This window comes from Paraglaciecola sp. 20A4, assembly GCF_011378905.1.
GTDB lineage: Bacteria > Pseudomonadota > Gammaproteobacteria > Enterobacterales > Alteromonadaceae > Paraglaciecola.
On the sequence record NZ_WTPY01000004.1, the window covers coordinates 1 to 21586 of the forward strand.

The 21586-nt window shown below is 42.1% G+C and carries 18 protein-coding genes; 9 read left to right on the forward strand and 9 right to left on the reverse strand.

Going from position 1 to position 21586, the window contains the following annotated elements:
• Positions 1-152: 152 nt before the first annotated feature.
• Both GQS54_RS05880 and GQS54_RS05885 read right to left on the reverse strand, forming a co-directional pair.
• The gene (locus tag GQS54_RS05880; protein ID WP_166423093.1) at positions 153-2837 is read right to left on the reverse strand and encodes a TonB-dependent receptor; all 2685 of its coding nucleotides are present in this window, start codon (positions 2835-2837) and stop codon (positions 153-155) included.
• Between the two features lie 280 nt (positions 2838-3117).
• Entirely contained in the window at positions 3118-3564 is a 447-nt protein-coding gene (locus GQS54_RS05885) for a MaoC family dehydratase (RefSeq protein ID WP_166423094.1), read from the reverse strand.
• A gap of 267 nt (positions 3565-3831) precedes the next feature.
• On the opposite strand from GQS54_RS05885, the gene GQS54_RS05890 reads away from it, so the two are divergent.
• Both GQS54_RS05890 and GQS54_RS05895 read left to right on the forward strand, forming a co-directional pair.
• Positions 3832-4614 (forward strand): M23 family metallopeptidase, encoded by a 783-nt coding sequence (locus GQS54_RS05890; protein WP_166423095.1) that lies wholly within the window; start codon positions 3832-3834, stop codon positions 4612-4614.
• A gap of 320 nt (positions 4615-4934) precedes the next feature.
• A complete protein-coding gene (locus GQS54_RS05895; protein WP_166423096.1) occupies positions 4935-7190 on the forward strand; it encodes an acyl-CoA dehydrogenase in 2256 nt (751 codons plus the stop codon).
• A 91-nt stretch (positions 7191-7281) separates the two neighbouring features.
• On the opposite strand, the gene GQS54_RS05900 is transcribed toward GQS54_RS05895, so the two are convergent.
• Both GQS54_RS05900 and GQS54_RS05905 read right to left on the reverse strand, forming a co-directional pair.
• A complete protein-coding gene (locus GQS54_RS05900; RefSeq protein ID WP_166423097.1) occupies positions 7282-8457 on the reverse strand; it encodes a mandelate racemase/muconate lactonizing enzyme family protein in 1176 nt (391 codons plus the stop codon).
• 57 nt (positions 8458-8514) lie between these two features.
• Positions 8515-9282: a class II aldolase/adducin family protein gene (locus tag GQS54_RS05905; protein ID WP_166423098.1), complete on the reverse strand. Its 768-nt coding sequence runs from the start codon at positions 9280-9282 to the stop codon at positions 8515-8517.
• Between the two features lie 423 nt (positions 9283-9705).
• Between GQS54_RS05905 and GQS54_RS05910 the strand changes: the two genes are divergently transcribed.
• Positions 9706-9981 carry a peptidylprolyl isomerase gene (locus tag GQS54_RS05910; RefSeq protein ID WP_166423099.1) on the forward strand — a complete coding sequence of 92 codons (276 nt, stop codon included), beginning with the start codon at positions 9706-9708 and terminating at the stop codon, positions 9979-9981.
• A 22-nt stretch (positions 9982-10003) separates the two neighbouring features.
• Here the strand turns inward: GQS54_RS05910 and GQS54_RS05915 are convergent, their stop codons facing one another.
• Positions 10004-10831: a phytanoyl-CoA dioxygenase family protein gene (locus tag GQS54_RS05915; RefSeq protein ID WP_166423100.1), complete on the reverse strand. Its 828-nt coding sequence runs from the start codon at positions 10829-10831 to the stop codon at positions 10004-10006.
• Positions 10832-11450: 619 nt separating this feature from the next.
• Here GQS54_RS05915 and GQS54_RS05920 point away from each other — a divergent pair.
• From GQS54_RS05920 to GQS54_RS05935, 4 genes are all read left to right on the forward strand, one after another.
• Positions 11451-12806, forward strand: coding sequence for a M28 family metallopeptidase (locus GQS54_RS05920; protein WP_240919849.1), 1356 nt, complete (start codon positions 11451-11453; stop codon positions 12804-12806).
• Positions 12807-13068: 262 nt separating this feature from the next.
• Positions 13069-13518 (forward strand): DoxX family protein, encoded by a 450-nt coding sequence (locus GQS54_RS05925; protein WP_166423102.1) that lies wholly within the window; start codon positions 13069-13071, stop codon positions 13516-13518.
• A 25-nt stretch (positions 13519-13543) separates the two neighbouring features.
• Positions 13544-14239 (forward strand): pirin family protein, encoded by a 696-nt coding sequence (locus GQS54_RS05930; RefSeq protein ID WP_166423103.1) that lies wholly within the window; start codon positions 13544-13546, stop codon positions 14237-14239.
• A 71-nt stretch (positions 14240-14310) separates the two neighbouring features.
• Positions 14311-15201: a LysR family transcriptional regulator gene (locus tag GQS54_RS05935; RefSeq protein WP_166423104.1), complete on the forward strand. Its 891-nt coding sequence runs from the start codon at positions 14311-14313 to the stop codon at positions 15199-15201.
• Between the two features lie 100 nt (positions 15202-15301).
• On the opposite strand, the gene GQS54_RS05940 is transcribed toward GQS54_RS05935, so the two are convergent.
• Positions 15302-16300, reverse strand: coding sequence for an NADP-dependent oxidoreductase (locus GQS54_RS05940; RefSeq protein WP_166423105.1), 999 nt, complete (start codon positions 16298-16300; stop codon positions 15302-15304).
• Positions 16301-16451: 151 nt separating this feature from the next.
• Here GQS54_RS05940 and GQS54_RS05945 point away from each other — a divergent pair, with 151 nt between their 5' ends.
• Positions 16452-17360, forward strand: a complete 909-nt coding sequence (locus tag GQS54_RS05945; RefSeq protein WP_166423106.1) for a LysR family transcriptional regulator — start codon at positions 16452-16454, stop codon at positions 17358-17360.
• 5 nt (positions 17361-17365) lie between these two features.
• On the opposite strand, the gene GQS54_RS05950 is transcribed toward GQS54_RS05945, so the two are convergent.
• The 3 genes from GQS54_RS05950 to ffh form a co-directional block, all read right to left on the reverse strand.
• Complete coding sequence (locus GQS54_RS05950; RefSeq protein WP_166423107.1) at positions 17366-18565, reverse strand: GAK system CofD-like protein; 1200 nt, start codon at positions 18563-18565, stop codon at positions 17366-17368.
• A gap of 157 nt (positions 18566-18722) precedes the next feature.
• Entirely contained in the window at positions 18723-18968 is a 246-nt protein-coding gene (locus GQS54_RS05955) for a Rho-binding antiterminator (RefSeq protein WP_166423108.1), read from the reverse strand.
• Between the two features lie 130 nt (positions 18969-19098).
• Complete coding sequence (ffh, locus tag GQS54_RS05960; RefSeq protein ID WP_166423109.1) at positions 19099-20475, reverse strand: signal recognition particle protein; 1377 nt, start codon at positions 20473-20475, stop codon at positions 19099-19101.
• Between the two features lie 231 nt (positions 20476-20706).
• On the opposite strand from ffh, the gene ccsA reads away from it, so the two are divergent.
• The gene (ccsA, locus tag GQS54_RS05965) at positions 20707-21495 is read left to right on the forward strand and encodes a cytochrome c biogenesis protein CcsA (RefSeq protein WP_166423110.1); all 789 of its coding nucleotides are present in this window, start codon (positions 20707-20709) and stop codon (positions 21493-21495) included.
• Positions 21496-21586: the final 91 nt, after the last annotated feature.

The window sequence follows — 21586 nt, forward strand, 5'->3', positions numbered from 1 at the left end:
CGCCAGCCAAGTTAATGGCTGAACACATGGTAGCAATAGCTGCTTAGCTGTTATGCACTTCAAAGTTGAATCTGCCATATGAATAAAAACGGGAACTTTTATTTACAAAAAAACCTGCCGAAGCAGGTTTTTTTTAAACGCAATCAGGTAGTTTAAAATTCGACTGCAAAGCGCGCGTAGATTTGACGCCCTCTTGGGTCGTGTACCTTACTATCGAAACCACCATTGGTGAATACCTGGGGTGGCATTTCATCCGTGATGTTAATACCACCAACAGACAGCACATAGTTATTCTGGGTATCGAAGATCGTACCTAAATTCACATTGTATTGAATATCATAGGTCACCTGATTATCAACCTCTTTAAAGCCACCAGAAGTATCACAACTACCTATATTGACCGTTCCATCGGAACAGTTCTGATCATCGTCATAACTGCTGATGTAACGAGCGAATAAATTAGCTGAGTGCGCACCAGATGACCAATTTAAGCCAAGGTTCATACGTAACTCAGGCGACGACGTACCTATATTGGTGAAGTTTCTACTTCCGGCCCCATCTACTTTCCCTGCTTGTGGGTCGTCTAGATCATATTTTAGAATGTAGGTCGCATTAATTGACGGGACAAACAACCCTGCATCTGTATCCATCTTGTAACTGGTGACAAAATCTAATCCAGAGGTTTCAAGAGAGCTCGCATTTACATAAGTATTATTAACTTGTGTTAATGGTCCTGTTAGAGGGTCGCCAGCGCGCACAACACGGTCTGTATCACTTGGGTCTAAGTTCAAGACTGCTTGTGGATTTTCTTGAATGATTAGATCTTCAAACTCAAAATTCCAATAATCAATCTCAATGGATACATCACTGATTGGTTCAAATGACACACCCAAATTATACGCGGTTGACTCTTCTGGTTTTAGATCTTCATTCCCCAATGTGCGCACCGCTGCAAAAGCGTTGGCACCAATAAGAGGATCAACCAACTGTTGCAGTGACGTACCGCCACCATTTCGCAAGAATACCGTAGGCGCTCTAAATGATGTGGATATAGAACCTCGTAACGACAACTCTTCACTTGCTCGGTAAGAGAAAGCAACTTTAGGGTCGATAGTGTCACCAATTGTACCGCCGTAATCCTCATAACGTACAGCCAACTGGATATCCAAATCATTAGAAACAGGCAAGGCCATTTCAGCGAAAACAGCCCAAACATCTAGTGAACCATCAAAGTCCGGGTTACCGATAACGAACGTAAAACTATCTTGATTGGCCAATGCGTCATAGTCTTGGCTTAATGATTCATCACGATATTGCATACCAAACGCTAGACCAGCCGCTCCACCATCCATATCGAACACATCGAACGACATAAAACCTTCATACACTTGTAAATCGGCTTTAGAGTCTATGGTTTCAAGCCCTGTAAACGAATCTATTACATATTGAGAGTTAGGTGATGTGGTATATGAAGTGGCAAACGGATTAAAGTATTCACAATCACCTTCACCCGGAGTCCCAGTTATTGGATTACATTGCCCACCGCCTAGACCGTTTAGGGCAAGATTAAATTCTGTATCGAGTACGTCAGCTACACTGAAGAAAAAGTCATTGGTGGCATTGGTGTAGCTAACTTCCCAAAAACCATGTTCTAACTCACCTTGTAATGACGTGTTAAATCTAAACGTATCTGATTCTGTATTCGCAAAATCAGGCGCTTTACCATTACCTTCAGCTCGACCGAAAAAGGTTACGGCTTGACCAAACGGATTCTCAGGGTGATCAGCCGGTACAACTGGACCAGTTAATATAGGGAAACTTGGTGCGCCGCCCCGTGTCGCTCTGTTGCGGGCGAAGCTCACTTCTGTCGTCCAACTCATCGTATCAGACACTTCATATTCAGCTTTAACATACGCATTTAGGCGAGATTCATCCGGAACGAAAGAGTAATCTTTACCAAAATCGAACATACACAGTCCCACATCCAAGCCCGGCACGGTACCTGCTGGCGCAAGTAAATTCGATGCACCGCCGTATTCTTCACAACCGTAGGGGTCGATAAAAGGTGTTGCACCGATGAAATATGAGCCAGGGTTACCCAACGCACTACTATCATCTTCTGGACGGCCAATACGATTATCTGACACAAACAGTGGTGAACGATTGGTATAACTTACCGCAGCTATAATGCTACTTTTTTCGTTACTTGTTCCCCATAAACCTTGCAATACATATTCTTTATTATCGCCGTGAGCACCATCTTGGTAATCAGCACTGAGCTTTACGCCCTCGTAATTACTTTTAGTAATAAAGTTAACTACACCTGCTACCGCATCTGAGCCATAAAGAGCAGAAGCACCATCTTTAATAATTTCAACCCTGTCGATGGCTATCATAGGTACTAACGAACTGGTATCAACAAAATTAAGTCCATTGTTGGTAGGCTGTGCGTTAACGACTTGACGTTTATTGTTCAGCAGCACCAAGGTAGATGCCACACCTAAACCACGAAGGTTTATATTAGACGTACCAGCAGTCGCATTTTGCGTAAATGCATCTGGATTGTTCTCTGCTCCAGTATTGATCGTCAACGTCTGGGTGATATCGGCAATGTTTTTCGCACCTAAGGCATCAATAGCTACGCTATCAACCACGGATAGAGGTGAAGGAGACTCGAAGTTTTCGCTGCGACGAACGAAACTCCCTGTCACCATAATCATTTCAATATCTTCTTTTTTCTTAACGTCGGCTTCTTGAGCCAATACTGAAGGGGTAGCAAATAAAAATTGAGCGGAAATAGCCGCTGCTAAAGCACTGACTCGTGTGTTTATCTTCATTATAGGTTCTCGAGGTAATTATTAGAAACAAATCGAGCAGGTAAACAACGGACTTACCAACCACTCAGACCGCGCATCAATATTGTCTAATAGTTATAATTCTTATCAGTAAGTGACTGATTCTCAGGCGCTAAACAAAAGCGACACAGTGATAGTAGGGGGGGAATCGACATATGTAAATGCAATGTTATTTATATGTAAACATTCGCTTAAATCATGGTCAGACCAGTAGCAAGGGAATCAAGCAATCTTTGGGTAAAAAGACTGCTCATACTAAAGTTTAAGCCAGTAGCATCATTAAAAATGAACCGACGACTGCAGGTTTCGTTCGGCCGTTAATTTCAATTTGCGTATCGAAACAAAACAGCGTCCCCATTTCTTTGCTTTCTTTTCTAGCGAGTGTAGACACAAACCGTATTTCATCATTCACTCTAACCGGCTCTAAGAAGCGAATTTTATCGACCCCATAATTTAAAACAGTTTGTGTACTTGGATCAAGCGCCACCATGTTGTAGAACGCTTCAGGCATGAGAGTAACGCTTAAATAGCCATGGGCAATAGTGGTTTTAAACGGGCTTTCTTTTTTGCATCGTTCAACATCCACATGTATCCATTGGTGATCCCCTGTGGCATCTGCAAATAGATTAATCCGTGCTTGGTCTACCTTTAACCAAGCGCTTGGTTCTAATTGTTCACCTACTGCAACTTGTAACAGATCTTTAGCCATTTGTGGCTCCTTAAAAGTATTATTCGTGATATTAAACGCTAGCACTGTCGCTCTACAGGTGACAACTCACCTAAATTTATTTAGATGTATAAATCTGCTGTAAACGGCAAAATAACGCTGAAGAATAATAAATATTCACATTCGATATATTTGTCAAAGTGTAAGTTTAGGACGTAATAAAACGCTAACTTATCTCAAACTTGAAATTATTATGCTTGCACACGGTCTTTATTTTAGAATTTAGGTGATGCGTATACTGAGGTAAAAATGCAAAAAAAGTGGCTCAGTCTAGGTGTATTAAGTTGTATGTCTTTTTTTGCCGAAGCCTACTGTATCGATAACTGGGCATGTTTCGAAAAAATTAATACCAATCAAAAAATAGAATACTGGCTAATTAATAAAAAGCCTTATCCCATTACATCGACATTGGAAGTAACGACAAAGAATTTAAAAAGTAATATTAGTGCTCACTCACAGTACAGCGAAACCCGCGTCCTAGGACCATTAGCACGTATCAAAGTACTTTCATTAAGTGTTATTAGGCAAAACCGTCCCGTGCGCACCAGCGAAGATTTTTTTTGGACACCTGGCATTCAAAATTCGGTTCATAACAATGCTTACCGCTACGCTTTGCCCTACGCTCAAAATAATTCGGTTCGACTCGTTCAAGGGGTTAATGGTGGTTTTAGCCATCAAGGCGCATCTCGTTATGCTTTCGATTACGCCATGCCTGAAGGTACGGCCGTGTACGCGGCTAGAGATGGACAAGTTATAGATTTACAAGAAAGTCATAATAAAGGTGGAGCCAGTCGACAGTATGCGAAATATGCTAATTTCGTGACATTACTACATGATGATGGCACCACGGGTGATTATTATCATTTGAAAAAAAACGGCGTTGCAGTCAGTTTAGGCGACCATATCAAGCGACGACAGTTGCTGGGCTATTCTGGTAATACCGGCTTTTCGTCACTTCCCCATCTACATTTTGCCGTATACCAAGCCAGAAGCCACGGGAGATACCAATCCGTGCCCATTAAATTTGAGTAATGATTGCGCTTTGAAATAAATTATCATTCACCATTGGGTATTCTCTCGCTTACGAACCAACATTCATTAATTCATGGCTTATTACTAAGCAGCAATAGGCCTTTGTTGCCATATTCTAGGCATTTGACATGCACGAGAACGTCATACGCTTTTTCAACAGTTGTGCATAGCAAATTCACAAAAATAAGCCGCGTACTGTTGCAATAGCTTTACATCGTTTACAGGTAAATATGTATTCACAATGATGAGAAAATTTGATCTATTTTCAGAAGTGCGTAGTATTAATTACAACTGGTCAGATGAGCGGATGAGTAAAAATTATGAGTATCAGAACAAATCTTAAAAAAGTATTACCCCCTATTTCTCTAACAGAGCAAGAAGCGTTGGACGCTGGTGATGTGTGGATTGAGTCTTCTATTTATCGGGGTAAGCCTGATATGGAGGCATTGCGTGCTATTCCTAAAGCGACATTGAGCGCTGATGAGCAAGCCTTTCTAAACGGACCTGTTCAACAATTACTAGCAATGGTTGACGATTACGAATTACAGAACAGCAAACATCTGCCGCAAAATGTGTTGGATTTCCTATGCGTTAATAAATTTTTTGCGTTAATCATTCCGAAAAAATTTGGCGGATTAGAATTTTCTGCTTACGCAAACTCTACTATTGTTGCCACTATTGCAGTTAAAAGCAGCGCAGTAGCGGTTACCGTTATGGTGCCTAACTCGTTAGGCCCTGGCGAATTGCTTATGCATTATGGTACGACGGCCCAACAAGAGCAATGGCTACCGAACTTAGCCGTTGGCAAAGACATTCCGTGTTTTGCCCTGACCAGCCCTGAAGCAGGTTCTGATGCAGGTGCGATCCCTGATACGGGCATCGTCACTAAAGGCATGCACAATGGTGAAGAAGTGCTTGGCTTATCACTCACATGGGATAAGCGTTACATTACCCTTGCCCCCATTGCAACTGTGCTCGGCTTAGCCTTTAAAGTATTCGACCCAGACGGATTGCTGGGGGGTAAAGTCGAATTAGGTATCACATGTGCGCTAATTCCCAAGTCTCATTCAGGCGTTGAATTAGGCAATCGTCACGATCCCATGGGTATCCGTTTTTACAACGGTACGACTCGCGGTAATAATGTATTTATCCCAATGGATTTTATTATCGGTGGCCAGAAAAATATCGGACGTGGATGGCAAATGCTGGTCAGTTGCTTAGGCGCTGGACGCGGTATATCGCTTCCAGCTATGGGTGTTGCATCTGCGCAATCAGCTCTTAAGTCAACAGCCGAATACTCTTTTGTGCGTGAACAGTTTGGTGTTCCTATCGGCCGCTTCGAAGGTATTCAAGAAAAATTAGCAGACATTGCAGGCAAAACATTTGTTTTAGAAGCGATGCGTGTTTTAACCACCGAAGGACTAGGCCTAGGACTTAAACCATCGGTAGTGACTGCTATTGCCAAATACCATATGACAGAATTAGGTCGTGACGTGACCAACACTGCGATGGATATTCAAGCAGGTAAAGCCATTCAACGTGGTCCGCAAAACACCTTAGCTAATAGTTATGCGGCGCAGCCCATTGCTATTACGGTTGAAGGGGCAAATATTCTGACGCGTAGCTTAATGATATTTGGCCAAGGCGCGATGCGCTGTCACCCACATATGAAAGAAATGGTTGATTTAATTCACAGCGAAGATGACTCCGCGGACAAAGCGTTCAATAAAGTGTTGGGCAAAACCATTAGCTTCAGTGTTAAGAATTCATTTCGCAGTTTTTCTAAAAGCTATTTGACGTTCACACGGGGCGCTCAATCAGCATTGCCTGAAGTAAAACCATATGAAAAACGTATGAACGCGCTTTCAGCTAAACTGGCACCACTAGCGGATTTATCTTTACTGGTACTAGGCGGAGATTTAAAGAAAGCAGAAATGCTATCTGCGCGCCTAGGTGATGTGATGAGCTACCTTTATGCGTCTATGGCAGTGGTACGTTTTTACGAGCAGCGCGTGACTAACCGTGTTGAAGCTAAACCTTTCTTTGAGTACGCCATACAATGGTGCTTACAACAAGGTGAACAAGCCCTTAATGAATTTATCAGCAACTTCCCGAATACGGCGACACGTGGCTTGATGCGTTTATTAACCAACACTTACACCCGCTCTGTGCCTGCAATATCAGACGAGCTAAAACGTCAGCTATCTAATGCAACTATGGTACAAAGCTCAATCATGGCTGATTTAACCCATCTGGTTCAGATAATTCCTGGCGATGCTAATCACATCAACCAAGAAGCATTTTCTGCCAAGCATGCCGTAATGCCAATCCTTAAAGTTGTTCAAAAAGCACTGCGTAAAACGCCAGTGGTTCCTTTTGTTTCCTTTGAAAATGCAGTGACTAAACTGCATGAAAACGGTGAACTAAGCGCAGACGATTTCGCTCGCGTTATCGATTATAACAATAAGCGTCAATTAGCCGTGCGTGTTGATGAATACACGTTTGATATGGAATTGCTCGATGCAAATCAGCAGTTAGTCAAAGGTGAATCACAGCCGCACAACAACGCCGCATAACACTAGGCAGGGGAAGCAAAAAGGGGGATGATAAATTATCATCCCCCTTTTTTTATTTTGCAGTTTCTACACTTTAGGTAACACCAATAGACTATTTCACCTCCATATGTGGTGAGCGATAAACGATTTTATCATTCAGGTCTATACCGATACCCGGCGCTTCGCTGACCTCAAAAAAGCCATTGACCGGTTGTGGATCTTGGATACACAACTCCCGGTTCCAGTCTTTTATGGCATAGGTGTGATGTTCATGAATCAAAAAATTAGGAATAGCTGTTTCTAAATGTAAGCTAGCAGCTGTTGCCACTGGGCCTCCGCACACGTGAGCTTGGATACGCACGTCGTATATATCAGCATAATCACAAACTTTTTTAGCTTCAGTGAAACCGCCGCACAGCCCTATATCAGGTTGCAACACATCTAGGCTTTGATCTTCTAGATAAGGTCTTACACCCCAACGATTATACAAACGCTCACCACCCGCAATAGGCACATTTACCCGTTTTGCTACTTTGTCATGCAGTTTTGAATTTAAATAATTAACCGGCTCTTCGTAAAACAAACAGCCTATATCTTCAACCATCTCACCCAATTGAATAGCTGTCGATACGCCGAGTAAACTGTGGCATTCAAATATGATATCGACATCTTCACCCACTGCATCACGAATAGCTTGTAAGCGCGCTCTAAATAAACGCATTTCCGGTTGGCTAAACAATTTAGTGCGGTCGAAATGTCCTGCGCCTGTTTTATCATAAACAATCGGGTCAACCTTTACTGCGTCATAACCTTGGGCTACCGCTTTTTCGGCGGCTCGGCCGTAGTCAATTGGATCATTTAAACGCGTGACTTCGCTGTCCCAATCGAACTGTAACTGGCTGGCGTAAGTGCGCAATTTTTCGTTAGTTTTTCCGCCCAATAATTGATACAACGGAACGTTCAGTGCCTTGGCTTTTATATCCCAAAGTGCTGTATCGATTGCACTCATTGCAGCATAAATAATCGGGCCGCCGCCCAATCCCCAAAAGCTTTCGCGCAACATTCTGCTCCACAGAAGTTCAGTATTAACTGGGTTAAAACCAATTAACATTGCTTCAGCAATCTCTTTTATCATGTGCGCTGCGGCACTGTGCCCTAAATCATACGCAAGACCCGCCTCACCTACTCCACTGATACCTTCATCCGTATGGATGCGCACAAAGACAGGATTCCAAACTGGACGTTTGGGGCATTCGATATCAAAAATTTCGACTCGGGTAATCTTCATTTAATGTGTTCCTGAAAAGTAAATTTGAAATTTGCACTGGTTGTCACAATAAGGACCCTATTCACAAAATGTTGGGTCGAGTTTATACACCTTACGCAACATCGCAGGCCAAGCTTTTTGTCCACCTGTTTCGCCATCATGTACAACATTTGCCTGCGCATATATGCCATCCACTATTGACTGAGGTATTTCAATCACAGCTTGATTGGCTTGCAGTAAATCCATTTGAATTTCACAAGCTCGTTGCAAATCGTAAAAACGCATAAAAGCATCGCCGACGGTTGGGCCTAATGTAAGACCGCCATGGTTATGTAACAGCATATGGTTGTTGTTAGCTAAATCATCTTGCAATCGTTTCTTCTCATCTACATTTACCGCTAACCCTTCATAGGCGTGATAGCTCATAGATGACAGCGAAAACATGGCATACTGACTCCATGGTTTAAGTCCACCTTGTAGGCTCCCTACGCTGATGGTCGCTTTTGTATGTAGATGAATGACACACTGAGCGTCATGACGCACTGCATGAATAGCGCTATGAATAGTGAACCCTGCAGGGTTAATTGAATAAGGAGAGCTATCAAGAATGTTGCCGTCTAAATCAACCTTAACTAAATTCGACGCGGTGACTTCCTCAAACGTTAGACCAAAGGGGTTTATAAGGTATTCATCCGTCCCTGGAATACGAGCCGAAATATGGGTGTAAATTAAATCCCCCCAGCGAAAGTCAGCGACTAACCGATAACATGCGGCTAAATCTATTCGAGTCTGCCACTCTGGTGCTGAGACTTTGCCTTTTAAACTTATATTTGTTAACGCAAACACCATTGTTCCTTATCTTTTATGCATTACATTTAATTAAAACATCGTTGGATCAAACTTAACAGAGGAACACTAACCTCATAGAAAGACTTTTTATAAAATGCTTCAGGTAACCGTACAATGCTAAATCTAAACGAGTAACATATAATATCTGATACTAATGGGCATTACCTTATGGGTTTTTGCATATAAGCCTAACTACGCGGTTAGTAAAAACACACCCTCTGAATTTTGCACTGCCTTTGCCCTTAGGATCCCCAGAGTGTACAGAGCGTTGCTGCTAACTAATTACTTTTATTGCTGACCCAGCATGCTATGACAATGATAAACTACATAAAATAAGTTTATTTTCCGTACCCATCGTTCGTTTACCTAACCAACGGCAGGTATTTATTCATTCTCACTATCGTTAATAGGCTAACCGAAATGAAAGCAGGCGCATGCCACATATTGGTAAAAACCGAAAAAGAAGCTCTACAACTTAAAACACAACTAGACAAGGGGGGCAATTTTTCGCAACTAGCTAAAAAGCACTCACTTTGTCCGTCGGGGAAAAAAGGCGGAGACCTAGGCGAATTTAGTCCAGGAACCATGGTGAAGGCTTTTGACAATGTGGTTTTCAAAAAAGAGGTGTTAACAGTCCATGGACCAGTGAAAACTCAATTCGGCTTTCATCTAATTAAAACCCTCTATCGAAATTAAAATAAACAACGTCCAATCGAAATTACACAGGAGTCGGTTTCGCTTGTAACCAATTAAGCGGGTCGTATTGGGTTGTCGCACAGGTCATATGCAAGGTATACGCGTGACGAGATTTGTCTGAGCGGTTTGGCGCACTGAAGTGTGGTAACAAACCATCAAATACCACGAGCGATCCTTTCTTTACCGCCAATGGCTGTGCTTCTTCATCCTTAGGCCAAGGTGTTGAATCAAGTACCTTCAAGTCAGTGCTATTATCTGCGTAACGCACAAATTGTTCACGCAGTGGCGTGTCGCTGCCGTCGGCTTTAATCTGTAAACAGCCGTTTTCTATAGTGGCATCTTCGACTGCAAACCAAAATGTAACCACGGAGAGTGGCTCACTTAAAAAGTAGGTACCGTCTTGGTGCCATCTAATTACACCGCCTATTTTAGGCTGTTTAAAAATATACATCGACTGATGTATTTGTGGTTTTATCAAGCCTACATCTCTGGCGACTTGGCCAATACGTTCGTCGTTGCTAAATTTCTTAAACACGGGATTTAGTGCGTGAAGTGCATGACCAATCTTATTGATACTAACGGCTTTCGCTTGCTTTAACTCGCCGCTGTGATCAAACGCTTCTTCCTCGAAAAAACAGCGAACTTTGTCCCCAGATTGCAGGAAGTAATCATCGCGCGTTTTACTTTGGTCTTGGGTAGAAAATACTGACCGCGTTGAACGCGGATCAAACTGCTCAACAATGCTCTGGGCTTCTTTTTTAAGCTCCGCCATTTCTGATGCATTGAAAAACTCATGTAAAACAACATAACCGGAGGATGTAAAACTCTGTTTTTGGTCTTTAGAAAGCATTGGATTCCTTTTGGCGGGAACGTGAATAAAGCCTATCAAAAACAGTATATTGCCATATATTTTCTGAATAAGGGTAACATTTTATGGTGCGCCGATTTACTTTTAATATAGGGTACTAAGCTTGCTTAGTGCGTTGACCAGTATTAATTCGCTCTTAGTATATCAATCACAGGTGTTGTCTTTTTTAACGCTAGCCTTTTAAATGGAAATTTTTAAGACTGCAATAATATCGATATAGCACCGTTAAGTCTTAGCCTATTTTGTAAATTTATTTACTATAAACTAAGGACATTCAGCCCTATCTACTCTCTCAACATGAGGTCATGTTGTCTTATCCCCCTTTTTTAATGCACGTATTACGTTATATCGTGCTAAGTGACATGTCAGCACGGGTAAATACGAATACTTACTTAAGGTAATAACATTTTGAACGTTGAGTGCTGATTTCATAGGCGATAGATGAATAAGCTAACGTGTTAATCTAACACTCAACTTTAATTCTGCTGCGTTTATCGCATTCATCGCATCGCGGCAATGAAATTTAGATAACATCGCTCGAGCCATAAACCGTTAATATAATAAGAAGAGGTAAAAAATGAAACATCTCCATCTTGCCAGCATGAGCTTGGCATTATGCTTTTTAAGCTCTCATAGTTATGGACAAACCGCCCCTAGCTATCAAGACCAAGAAAAATTACACGATATAGCCAAAGCTATATCGTCCCAACGCATTGAACAAGATATACGCACGCTAGTAGGATTTGGCACGCGCCATACGTTGTCTGATACCAATTCGACCTCACAAGGTATTGGTGCAGCTCGCCGTTGGATAAAAAGCGAATTTGACGCTATTTCAAAAGCATGCGGAAACTGTTTAGACGTTTATTATCAATCTGAAACCATTAGCGGCGAAACACGCATACCTAACCCGTCAGAAGTTGTCAGTGTAATAGCAATTCAGCGGGGCAGCCACGATCCTGATCGCTATGTCATGATGTCTGGAGACATTGACTCTCGCGTATCTGACGTAATGGATACCACATCAATTTCGCCAGGTGCGAATGATAATGCATCGGGCATTGCCGGTACGCTAGAGGCAGCACGTGTACTGAGTCAGTATCAATTTTCAGGGAGCATAGTTTATGCTGCTCTGGCGGGTGAAGAGCAAGGTCTTTTTGGCGGAAAAATATTGGCTCAACAAGCTCAAAAAGACGGTTGGCGAATAAAAGCGGTGCTCAATAATGACATGATCGGTAATATTGAAGGCATAAATGGCGTGATTAACAATACTACCGCTCGCATATTCGCCGAAGGTACACGCCAAACGGAAACCCCAGAAGAAGCACGTACTAGACGCTTTACGGGTGGTGAAGTAGATTCACCGAGCCGCAATTTGGCGCGTTACATTGATTGGATGGCAGATCGTTACATTCCTAATTTAGACACTATGGTGATTTACCGCTTAGACAGATTTGGCCGTGGAGGTCACCATCGCCCTTTTAATGATCTTGGTTACCCAGGAGTACGCATCATGGAGACCAATGAGAATTATCAACGCCAGCATCAAGATCTTCGCACTGAAAATGGTATTGAGTACGGTGATACCATCGAAGGCGTAAATTTCGATTATGCAGCTAAATTAACCTCGCTAAACGCAGTATCGCTTGCTGGTATGGCGTGGGCGCCTTCCCCTCCCGCTAATGTGCAGATTCAAGGCGCTGTTCAACCTAGCACAACCCTAAATTGGGATGCATTGGATCCAGCGCAGAACCCGCAACTGAAGGGGTATAAAATTTACTGGCGTTACACTGATGCCCCGCAATGGCAGTTTAGCCGCTACGTGGGCAATGTGGATAAATACACCTTGGAAAATGTCGTAATTGATAATTATTTCTTTGGTGTCGCTAGCGTCAGTAAAGACGGGGCAGAAAGTCCGGTTGTTTTCCCAGGCGCTGCAGGTGCATTCGGCGAATAAATAAACAAATAAACAAAAGAAGACACTGATTAATCCAGTGTCTTTATTGTTCGCTGCTGCGCCCTATTTCACTTTAATCATAAATGTATATCTCGGAAAATAACGCTAAGATACAATGAGTTCAATTTTTTTGAACTAAAACCTCAAAACATTCCAATTTTCTATCCATTCATTAAATTCTATATTTACCTCAACAGCCAAACGCTGAAAAATTAAGAAGCATAGTATGCTTAACACAATCAAATAAATTGAGGATTAAACTATGAAAAATACAATATTAGCTAAAATATTCGCAACAAAAAGTGGATTTTCAGCCTTGGCGTTGCGCGTTCCCGTTGGCATTACTTTTATCGCTCACGGCGCGCAAAAACTGTTTGGCGCGTTTGGCGGATACGGACTAGAAGGTACAGGACAATGGATGGCTTCAATTGGCTTAGAACCTGGCTACACACTTGCTTTCCTAACGGGTAGCGCAGAATTTTTCGGGGGAGTTGCTCTGCTCTTAGGCCTATTAACTCGTCCTGCGGCAGCCATATTGGCGTTCACTATGGCGATGGCTATTTTCACTGTTCACATAACAAACGGGTTATTTATGGCGAATAACGGTTATGAGTTTGCTTTAGCATTACTTGCGGTAACGGTCTCATTATTATTTTCAGGTGCAGGTAAATTATCTGTTGATTCTCATTTAGCCGCTCGTCTTGCTAAATAGCGCAAATTCATTCAGGAGAAAGAACATGATTGATATTCGTTTAGCCAGCGACAGGGGAACTGCGAACTTCGGTTGGTTAGAAAGTAAACATACCTTTTCATTTGGCTCCTACCATGATCCAAAACATATGGGGTATTCCGCTTTAAGAGTCATTAACGACGACAAAGTGGAAGCTGGAGCAGGTTTCGGTACGCATGGTCATAAAGATATGGAAATTCTAAGCTATGTTACCCAAGGCGTTATTGCGCATAAAGATAGCATGGGCAACATCAAACATTTACCTGCTGGTGAATTTCAATTGATGTCCGCCGGTACGGGAGTGACGCATAGCGAATACAACGCTTCAGATAGCGATATTCTGACGTTTTTACAGATATGGATTGTGCCTAAAAACACCGGTGGTGCGCCAAGATATCAACAAAAATATTTTGGTAGAGCCCAAGGATTGACTCAGATAATCACGTCAACGGGAATTGATGACACCTTACAAATCAATCAGGATGCCACGATGAGTCAATTAATACTCGCCGCTGGAACAAAGCTAGAAATGGATATAAACGAAAGCCGCAACACTTATGTGCATCAGGTTGCGGGTCAGTTGAGTATTAATCAACAGCAACTAAAACAAGGTGATGGTGCTAAGATCAATCGCTTGAATACGATCACGTTATCTAACGACAGCACTGAGACAGTTATCGCTTTAATATTTGACCTCCCTTAAGGTTAACATCTATGTTACTGCCGCACTGAATACTCGTTCAGTGCGGCTTATTTTTTACAGAAGGAGATTTTATGCGCCATGCTGTCACGCTAGATGCACTTCGCGTATTAGAAGCAATACAGACCAAGGGCAGTTTTGCTGCCGCAGCAGACAGTTTATTCAAAGTTCCTTCTGCGTTAACTTATACCATCAGTAAATTAGAGGCCGATTTGGGAGTCGCCCTTTTCGATAGAAAAGGACAACGAGCAACATTAACACCTGCCGGAAAATTAGTACTGGATGAAGGCGTAGAGCTTCTTCAAGCAACGAACGAGTTAGAAGCGCGTGTCCGGCAATTAGAGTCAGGTTGGGAGTCAAAATTGATTATCGCCAAAGACACCGTCATACCGGACGCGCCCCTTCTCGCATTAATTGCACAATTTTGTGCGTTAGACAAACATGTTGAAATCACCATTATCGAGGAGGCACTAGGAGGTGGTTGGGATGCGTTACAAACCAAACGGGCTGATATCGCATTGGGCGTAACGGGAGAGTTACCGAAAGGACAATATCAAGTTTCACAGTTGGGTAATTTAGAATTTGTATTCGCCGTTAGTGCTTCTCATCCACTAGCCGATTTTATCGGTTTGATTGAGGGCCATCATATCCGCAAGTATCCATACATAGTTGTCGCCGATAGTTCCCGAACATTACCGGGTCGTTCAAGCGGCGTGTTTGACAATAAGCAGCTCATTCGAGTCAGTAATATGCAAAGTAAAGCCAGGGCACAAGCTGCAGGGATCGGCATTGGTTTTCTACCTTTGCACATTGCTCAACCGTTTTTAGATAATGGTACTTTAGTAGCAAAAGCAACGTCGTTGCCACGTCCACCTATTCCTATTTATTCTGCGAAAGAAAAATCAAAAACCGGAAAAGCCACTCAATGGTTTTGGGAAAGGATCAGTCAACAGCAATGGATTTGATGTTAAATACCTCTATATACCAACTATTGATATGAGAGAAGTAAGCCCATAAAACAGAATAACAGGGAGTATTAGCTCCCTGTTAGCACATAAGGTTAGCTTAAAGCTTAACCATCAACTTCCCATTATTGGCACCTGTTAACAGCATATTTAAACCGTCCACAGCAGAAGCTAATCCGTCAAGGACATGCGCCCGATATTTTATCTGTCCCTTCATTACGTATGGAGTCAATTTAGCGAGTAAATCAGGCACTTGTGCGTAGTGATCAGGCATAGTGAACCCCTGAATGGTTAAGCGCTTTTTAATAATGGGGATCCAATTCGGGCCAGCACTAGGCTCTGAAGTGGCATAATCTGAAATCATACCGCAGACTGCCACACGGCCATGCGCATTCATATGCTCAAAAATATGTTGCTGAATCACACCGCCGGTGTTTTCAAAGAAAATGTCTACGCCATTTGGCGCAAGTTCAGCAAGTTTAGCGTTTACATCGTCCGTCTTATAATTAATGGCGCCATCGAAACCCAATTCATTAACCAACCACTGGCATTTATCATCAGTGCCTGCGACACCAATAACGTGTAAACCATCTGCTTTTGCAAGTTGGCCTACAATTGAACCAACAGAGCCCGCAGCGCCACTAACAACGATGGTTTCACCCGATTTTGGTTTTGCTACCTCATATAACCCCTGAGTAGCAGTCAGCCCAGGTAGAGCAAAAACTGACAGTGCCTGCTCTTCATTTACACCAGCGGGTAACTTATTCAAACCTTGACCATTGCTAACGAAATATTCAGTCCAGCCGGTCATTCCCATCACACGCTCACCAATCGCAAAGTCAGGGTGATTACTTTCAATCACTTCACCTGTTCCTGAAGAACGCATTACATCACCTAACGCAACGGGTGGAATATAACTTTTGGTATCTGAACTCATCCAACCAATCATTGCAGGATCAAGCGACATATAAGTTTGTTTTACGACAATTTCACCTGGGCCTGCGCTAGGGAGGGCTTTTTGCACCACCTCAAATGTCGAAGCGGGTATAGGACCTGGTTCAGGACGTTGTTTTAAATTTATTGCGGTATATGTAGTCATTTATATCTCCTTATTACTTTAATCTATTTCATTTTTGACGACTTTTTTACGTACTGATTATAATATTACACCTAATTTTGTTAATATAACCCCCTATAAAGAACAATCTTTATTGCTTAAAAAGCAATAATAGGTCAATCACTGGAGTTTTATGGATCAACTAAGAGCCATCCGTTACTTTTGTAAGGTAGCGGAAACAGGCAGTTTTACTCAAGCGGCCCTGTCGTTCCACGTTCCACCTTCATCGCTGTCTCGTCGAGTAGCGGATTTAGAACGCATTCTCGGCGCTAGCTTATTAAGGCGTTCGACCCGTGTAGTCAAATTAACTGAAATTGGTCACACCTATTACGCGCAAGTAAGTGACATTTTACGTCAACTAGAATCTAGTAATGACACCGTGCGTAGCTATCAAACTATCCCGACAGGGCAATTGAGAATCAGTGCAATGGTTGAATTTGGTGAGCCAATTTTATTTCCATTATTGGATGAGTTTAGTCAGCGTTATCCACAGATTATTCTCGATATACGACTGAGCGACGAATTAACAGCCCTCTCACGAGATGATGTGGATATAGCCATACGCGGAGGTTACGCTCCAAATGAGAGAGTGGTAGCCATTAAATTGATGGCAAACGAATTTGTAGCAGTGGCAACGCAGCAATACCTGACACAAAACGGTATGCCGAAATCACCACTAGATTTAAAACATCACAGTGGCTTGTACTACCGTACACCAAATGGCCCACTTCGCTGGACAAGCGAAATCAATGGGCAGTGGCAAGATGTATCAGCACCTCAGGTGGCTATTTCAAATAATGGTAAATGGTTGTTACGTAAAGTGCTTTCAGGGCAAGGCATTATGATGGCTCCAAAATGGTTGCTGAAAGATTACATCGGATCGGGTGAGTTAAAAGAGTTGACGTTAACCCCACAAATAAATATTACTTCTGGAAATGATTTAGGAATATATCTGCTGTATCAAAAACAACGTTATTTGGTACCCAAAGTAAAAGCCGCTGTCGACTTCTTAGTTGCACGCATAAAAAATGCGCATTATTGAAATCATTAACCTGCAGATATTTCCAGTAATGCTTTGAGTAATAATTCATCATTATAGAAAGGCGCACTGCGCATAGTAACCAAGTCACGTTGAATAACAGTAATCCCTAATTCTCTTAAGCGCTCAAACGGGATACCGCCAGGATAATATTTGTCATTGACGTCTAGTAAAATAGTGCTGATATATTGCGAAGCCGGCAAGGCCTGTTGGGTATTTTTGCGTAAATAGCTTAATAACGTTAATACGCAGTCTTCTAAGCTCATGCCTATTTGCTCAGGGTCATTTCCCAAGTTTGGAATATACACTTTTTGATTTGGATTTTTACCAACCGCATCACCAACACCCACGGGTAAAAGGTTGGCCACAATACTCGTAAAAAAACTGCCAGGGGGATAACAAATAATATCGGCTTGCTCAATGTAGGCTCGATTAGTTGGTTGTAATAGACAATCAACGGCGCTTGGATTACTGGCTTTTTCGCACAAGTATAGCTTTGTGATCGCACTACTCAATGCAGGCGTTTCTTTAGCCGTTAATAAATGCTGCCCAATGATTGTCTGACCATTTTGCAAATATGCTGCGATATGCAGGTTGTCTTCCACTATCGGCCTAACAACACCTTGAATATCGAGCATCTGATGAAATAGTTCGATACCTGATTGTAATGAGCTTTTACCTAAGTGTTTGCTATCAATAAATAATAGATTTCCAATACACGCCCCCTCTAAATCAAAACCAACAGGCAAAGACTGTAAAATTCTGCCTATTTCATGACAAAAAAGTTCCCTATGCTTTTGACTGAGTAAAGCCACGAGCGGATCGAGTCCATCGGCCATCGATTGCAGATGGTCGCGAAGAGAATATTGTGAAACATTAGAACAAAGCCGATAACTCAGTAATCGAGCAATAATTTTTTGTTCGCTCGTTTGGTTGTGACTTAAGGCCAACAATCGATTGCGTAAATCTCCTACTGCAGGTAACGAAAAATGCTCACGGATCTTTGCTGAACTTCCTCCTGAGTCAAATGGGGTAACAAGATGAATAGAATTCTGCGTAGCCTTTAACAGCGGCTGACAAAAAGTGCGTAATGCACTGCCCCCACTAAAGAATAAAAGTTTTTTACCTCGCAGTGACTCGTGCCCTAACGCGTCTAGCTTCTGGAGCTGAGGCTGCATTTGTGATTGCGCATACGGTTTAACGCGCATTGATCTGCATACTCATATTGTATTATTACCCTGAAAAAATATTATTATTATAAGGGTTAGATTACACCTTCGTACAAAAAATCCAAGTAACAACGTATTTTCCAACGCTAGAGTGTTTTTATTTACCCAACTTTATATCGTCAATAGATGAGAAAATTCAGTCAGAAAAATTGACCAGTGTAAAATGAGGATTAGTCACAAGAGCATGCATGGTTTGAATTGTATCAAGGGTTATAGAAATGTTGCCGTCGACGGTATCGATGAGAACGCACTCTTGGCGTAGTGCGTTATAACCTGTGTTTATGGCAACACCCGTTACGTATTGATCGTCTTTAAGCGTTAACGTAATAGGTAAATGATAAAGGCAGGCTATTTCAATATAATCTTGTTGTGCACATTTCATGTCTTTAACCTCGATATAAGGTACGTTAAACCTTAGCGATATCAACTAACTTGATTCAATAATAAAGCAAAAAAATGACCCATTATAATGGGCCATCAAGAAAATTTTTACGCTCAAAAAAACATTATATTTAGCGGGGTGGAAACATGCCACCCGGTCCGCCTGGGGGCATCATGCCTTTCATATTACGCATCATTTTTTTCATCCCGCCGCCTGACATTTTTTTCATCATTTTCTGCATCTGCATAAACTGTTTTAATAAACGGTTTACATCTTGAATTTGCGTACCAGATCCCATGGCAATGCGGCGTTTTCGAGATCCTTTAATAGTATCTGGCTTGCTTCGTTCTAGGGGCGTCATGGAATTAATGATAGCTTCCATTTGATTAAACGATTTGTCGTTCGCTTTATCCTTCACCTGAGCAGTCATATTACCCATCCCCGGTAACTTATCCATCATGGACATCATTCCGCCCATGTTGCGCATCTGTTCTAACTGCTCTTTAAAATCCTGAAGGTCGAAGCCTTTACCTTTTTGTACTTTTTTGGCAAGTCGCTGAGCTTTGTCTTTATCAACTTTACGTTCAACTTCCTCGATAAGGCTTAAAACGTCGCCCATTCCTAGAATACGAGAGGCTACTCGTTCAGGGTGAAACGGTTCTAACGCATCAACCTTCTCTCCCATACCTAAGAACTTAATTGGTTTGCCAGTAATATGACGAACCGATAAAGCTGCCCCGCCGCGAGCATCACCATCAGTCTTGGTCAGAATAACACCGGTCAATGGCAAAGCTTCGTTAAATGCTTTTGCTGTATTAGCGGCATCTTGCCCTGTCATCGCATCCACAACAAACAGGGTTTCAACAGGCTTGATCGCCTTATGAAGGGCTTGAATTTCACCCATCATTTCAGAATCTATATGCAAACGACCCGCGGTATCCACTAACAACACATCAAAAAACTGCTTGCGAGCGTAATCAACAGCATTATTTACAATATCAATCGGTTTTTGTTCAATCGTCGATGGGAAACATTCCACACCGACTTCATCAGCCAGTGTTTCAAGCTGTTTAATAGCAGCAGGACGATAAACGTCAGCGCTGACAACCAACACTTTCTTTTTCTCGCGCTGGGTTAAATATAGCGCTAGCTTACCTACACTGGTGGTTTTACCTGCACCTTGTAAGCCAGCCATCAAGACGACCGCAGGTGGTTGAGCAGCCAGATTTAAGCCTTCATTGGCCTGTCCCATGACAGATTCCAACTCACCCTGTACAATTTTAATAAATACTTGGCCAGGATTTAGACTTTTCGATACTTCGGTGCCCACTGCACGATCTTTGACCTGAGTAATAAAACTTTTCACTACAGGTAACGCAACGTCAGCCTCGAGAAGCGCCATGCGTACTTCACGCAATGTATCTTTTATATTGTCTTCAGAGAGTCGGCCTCGGCCACTGATATCTTTGAGAGTTTTCCCTAAGCGTTCCGTTAAATTTTCAAACATAGCAAATCGATACGATATTAATTTTAGATAAATCAATTATACCTAAAATCAAAGCAGATAAGAACCAAAGCAGCACAACAAATAAAGTTAATGAGAATTATTGTTAAACACTAGGTATGACGCGGCAATATGGTTATACTCATTCGTCTTAAAGTGAGTGTTATCTGCATTTTTTGCCCTTCGACTCCGGTCGTGAAATCGCTCCAATCATATGTAAATCGAGGTTAGATCATGTTGTTAGGCTTAGTCTGTTTTTGCCTATATGCTGGCGCCGCCGGCGTAATACTGTTGAAATTTTTCGACCATAAAGGTCCCAATCTAAAGTTGTCTTATGTGCTGGCGATTGTTGCTCTGGCGTTACATGCTTGGCTGTTAAATAATGATATTTTTGTCAGTTTAGGCGAAAATTTAAGTATGCTGAATGTGGCATCTCTAATTGGATGGTTGATTAGTTTAACCATGTTAATAGCTGCGTTCACCATGCCCAATACCATATTGTTGCCAGTGGTCTATTTATTTACTGGCGTTATTATACTTTTGGATTTATTTATTCCTGATGCACACATCATGCAGGTCGGCGTTCAACCCGAACTGATGATTCACATCGGCTTAGCACTATTTGCCTACGCTTGTTTGGGGATCGCGTTGTTGTACGCTCTACAATTGGCTTACATCAATATGCGCTTAAAAGAAAAGAAGGCCTCGCTTCTGCATTCTTCTTTACCTCCTCTAATGATGGTTGAAGGCATACTGTTTAAATTACTGACCGTCGGAACAATACTGCTCACCTTGTCTTTAATAAGCGGTTTTGTATTTTTAGAAAACATGTTTGCCCAAGGTCAAGCGCACAAAACTATCTTATCAATTATGGCATGGTTAGTTTTTAGTGCTGAACTGATTGGACATTTCAGATTTGGCTGGAGGGGAAAACCGATTATTTTCGCCACAATATTAGGCTCTGTTTTACTGAGTTTGGCCTATTTTGGCAGTCGATTTGTAAAAGAAATAATTTTGAGCTAAGCCTGTTTTTAGACTTCATGTATAGTAAAATAAGCCAACTTTGCTTGAAACATGGGTGATTTGCCCTTAAAGTTTCGCTTTAATAACCTTT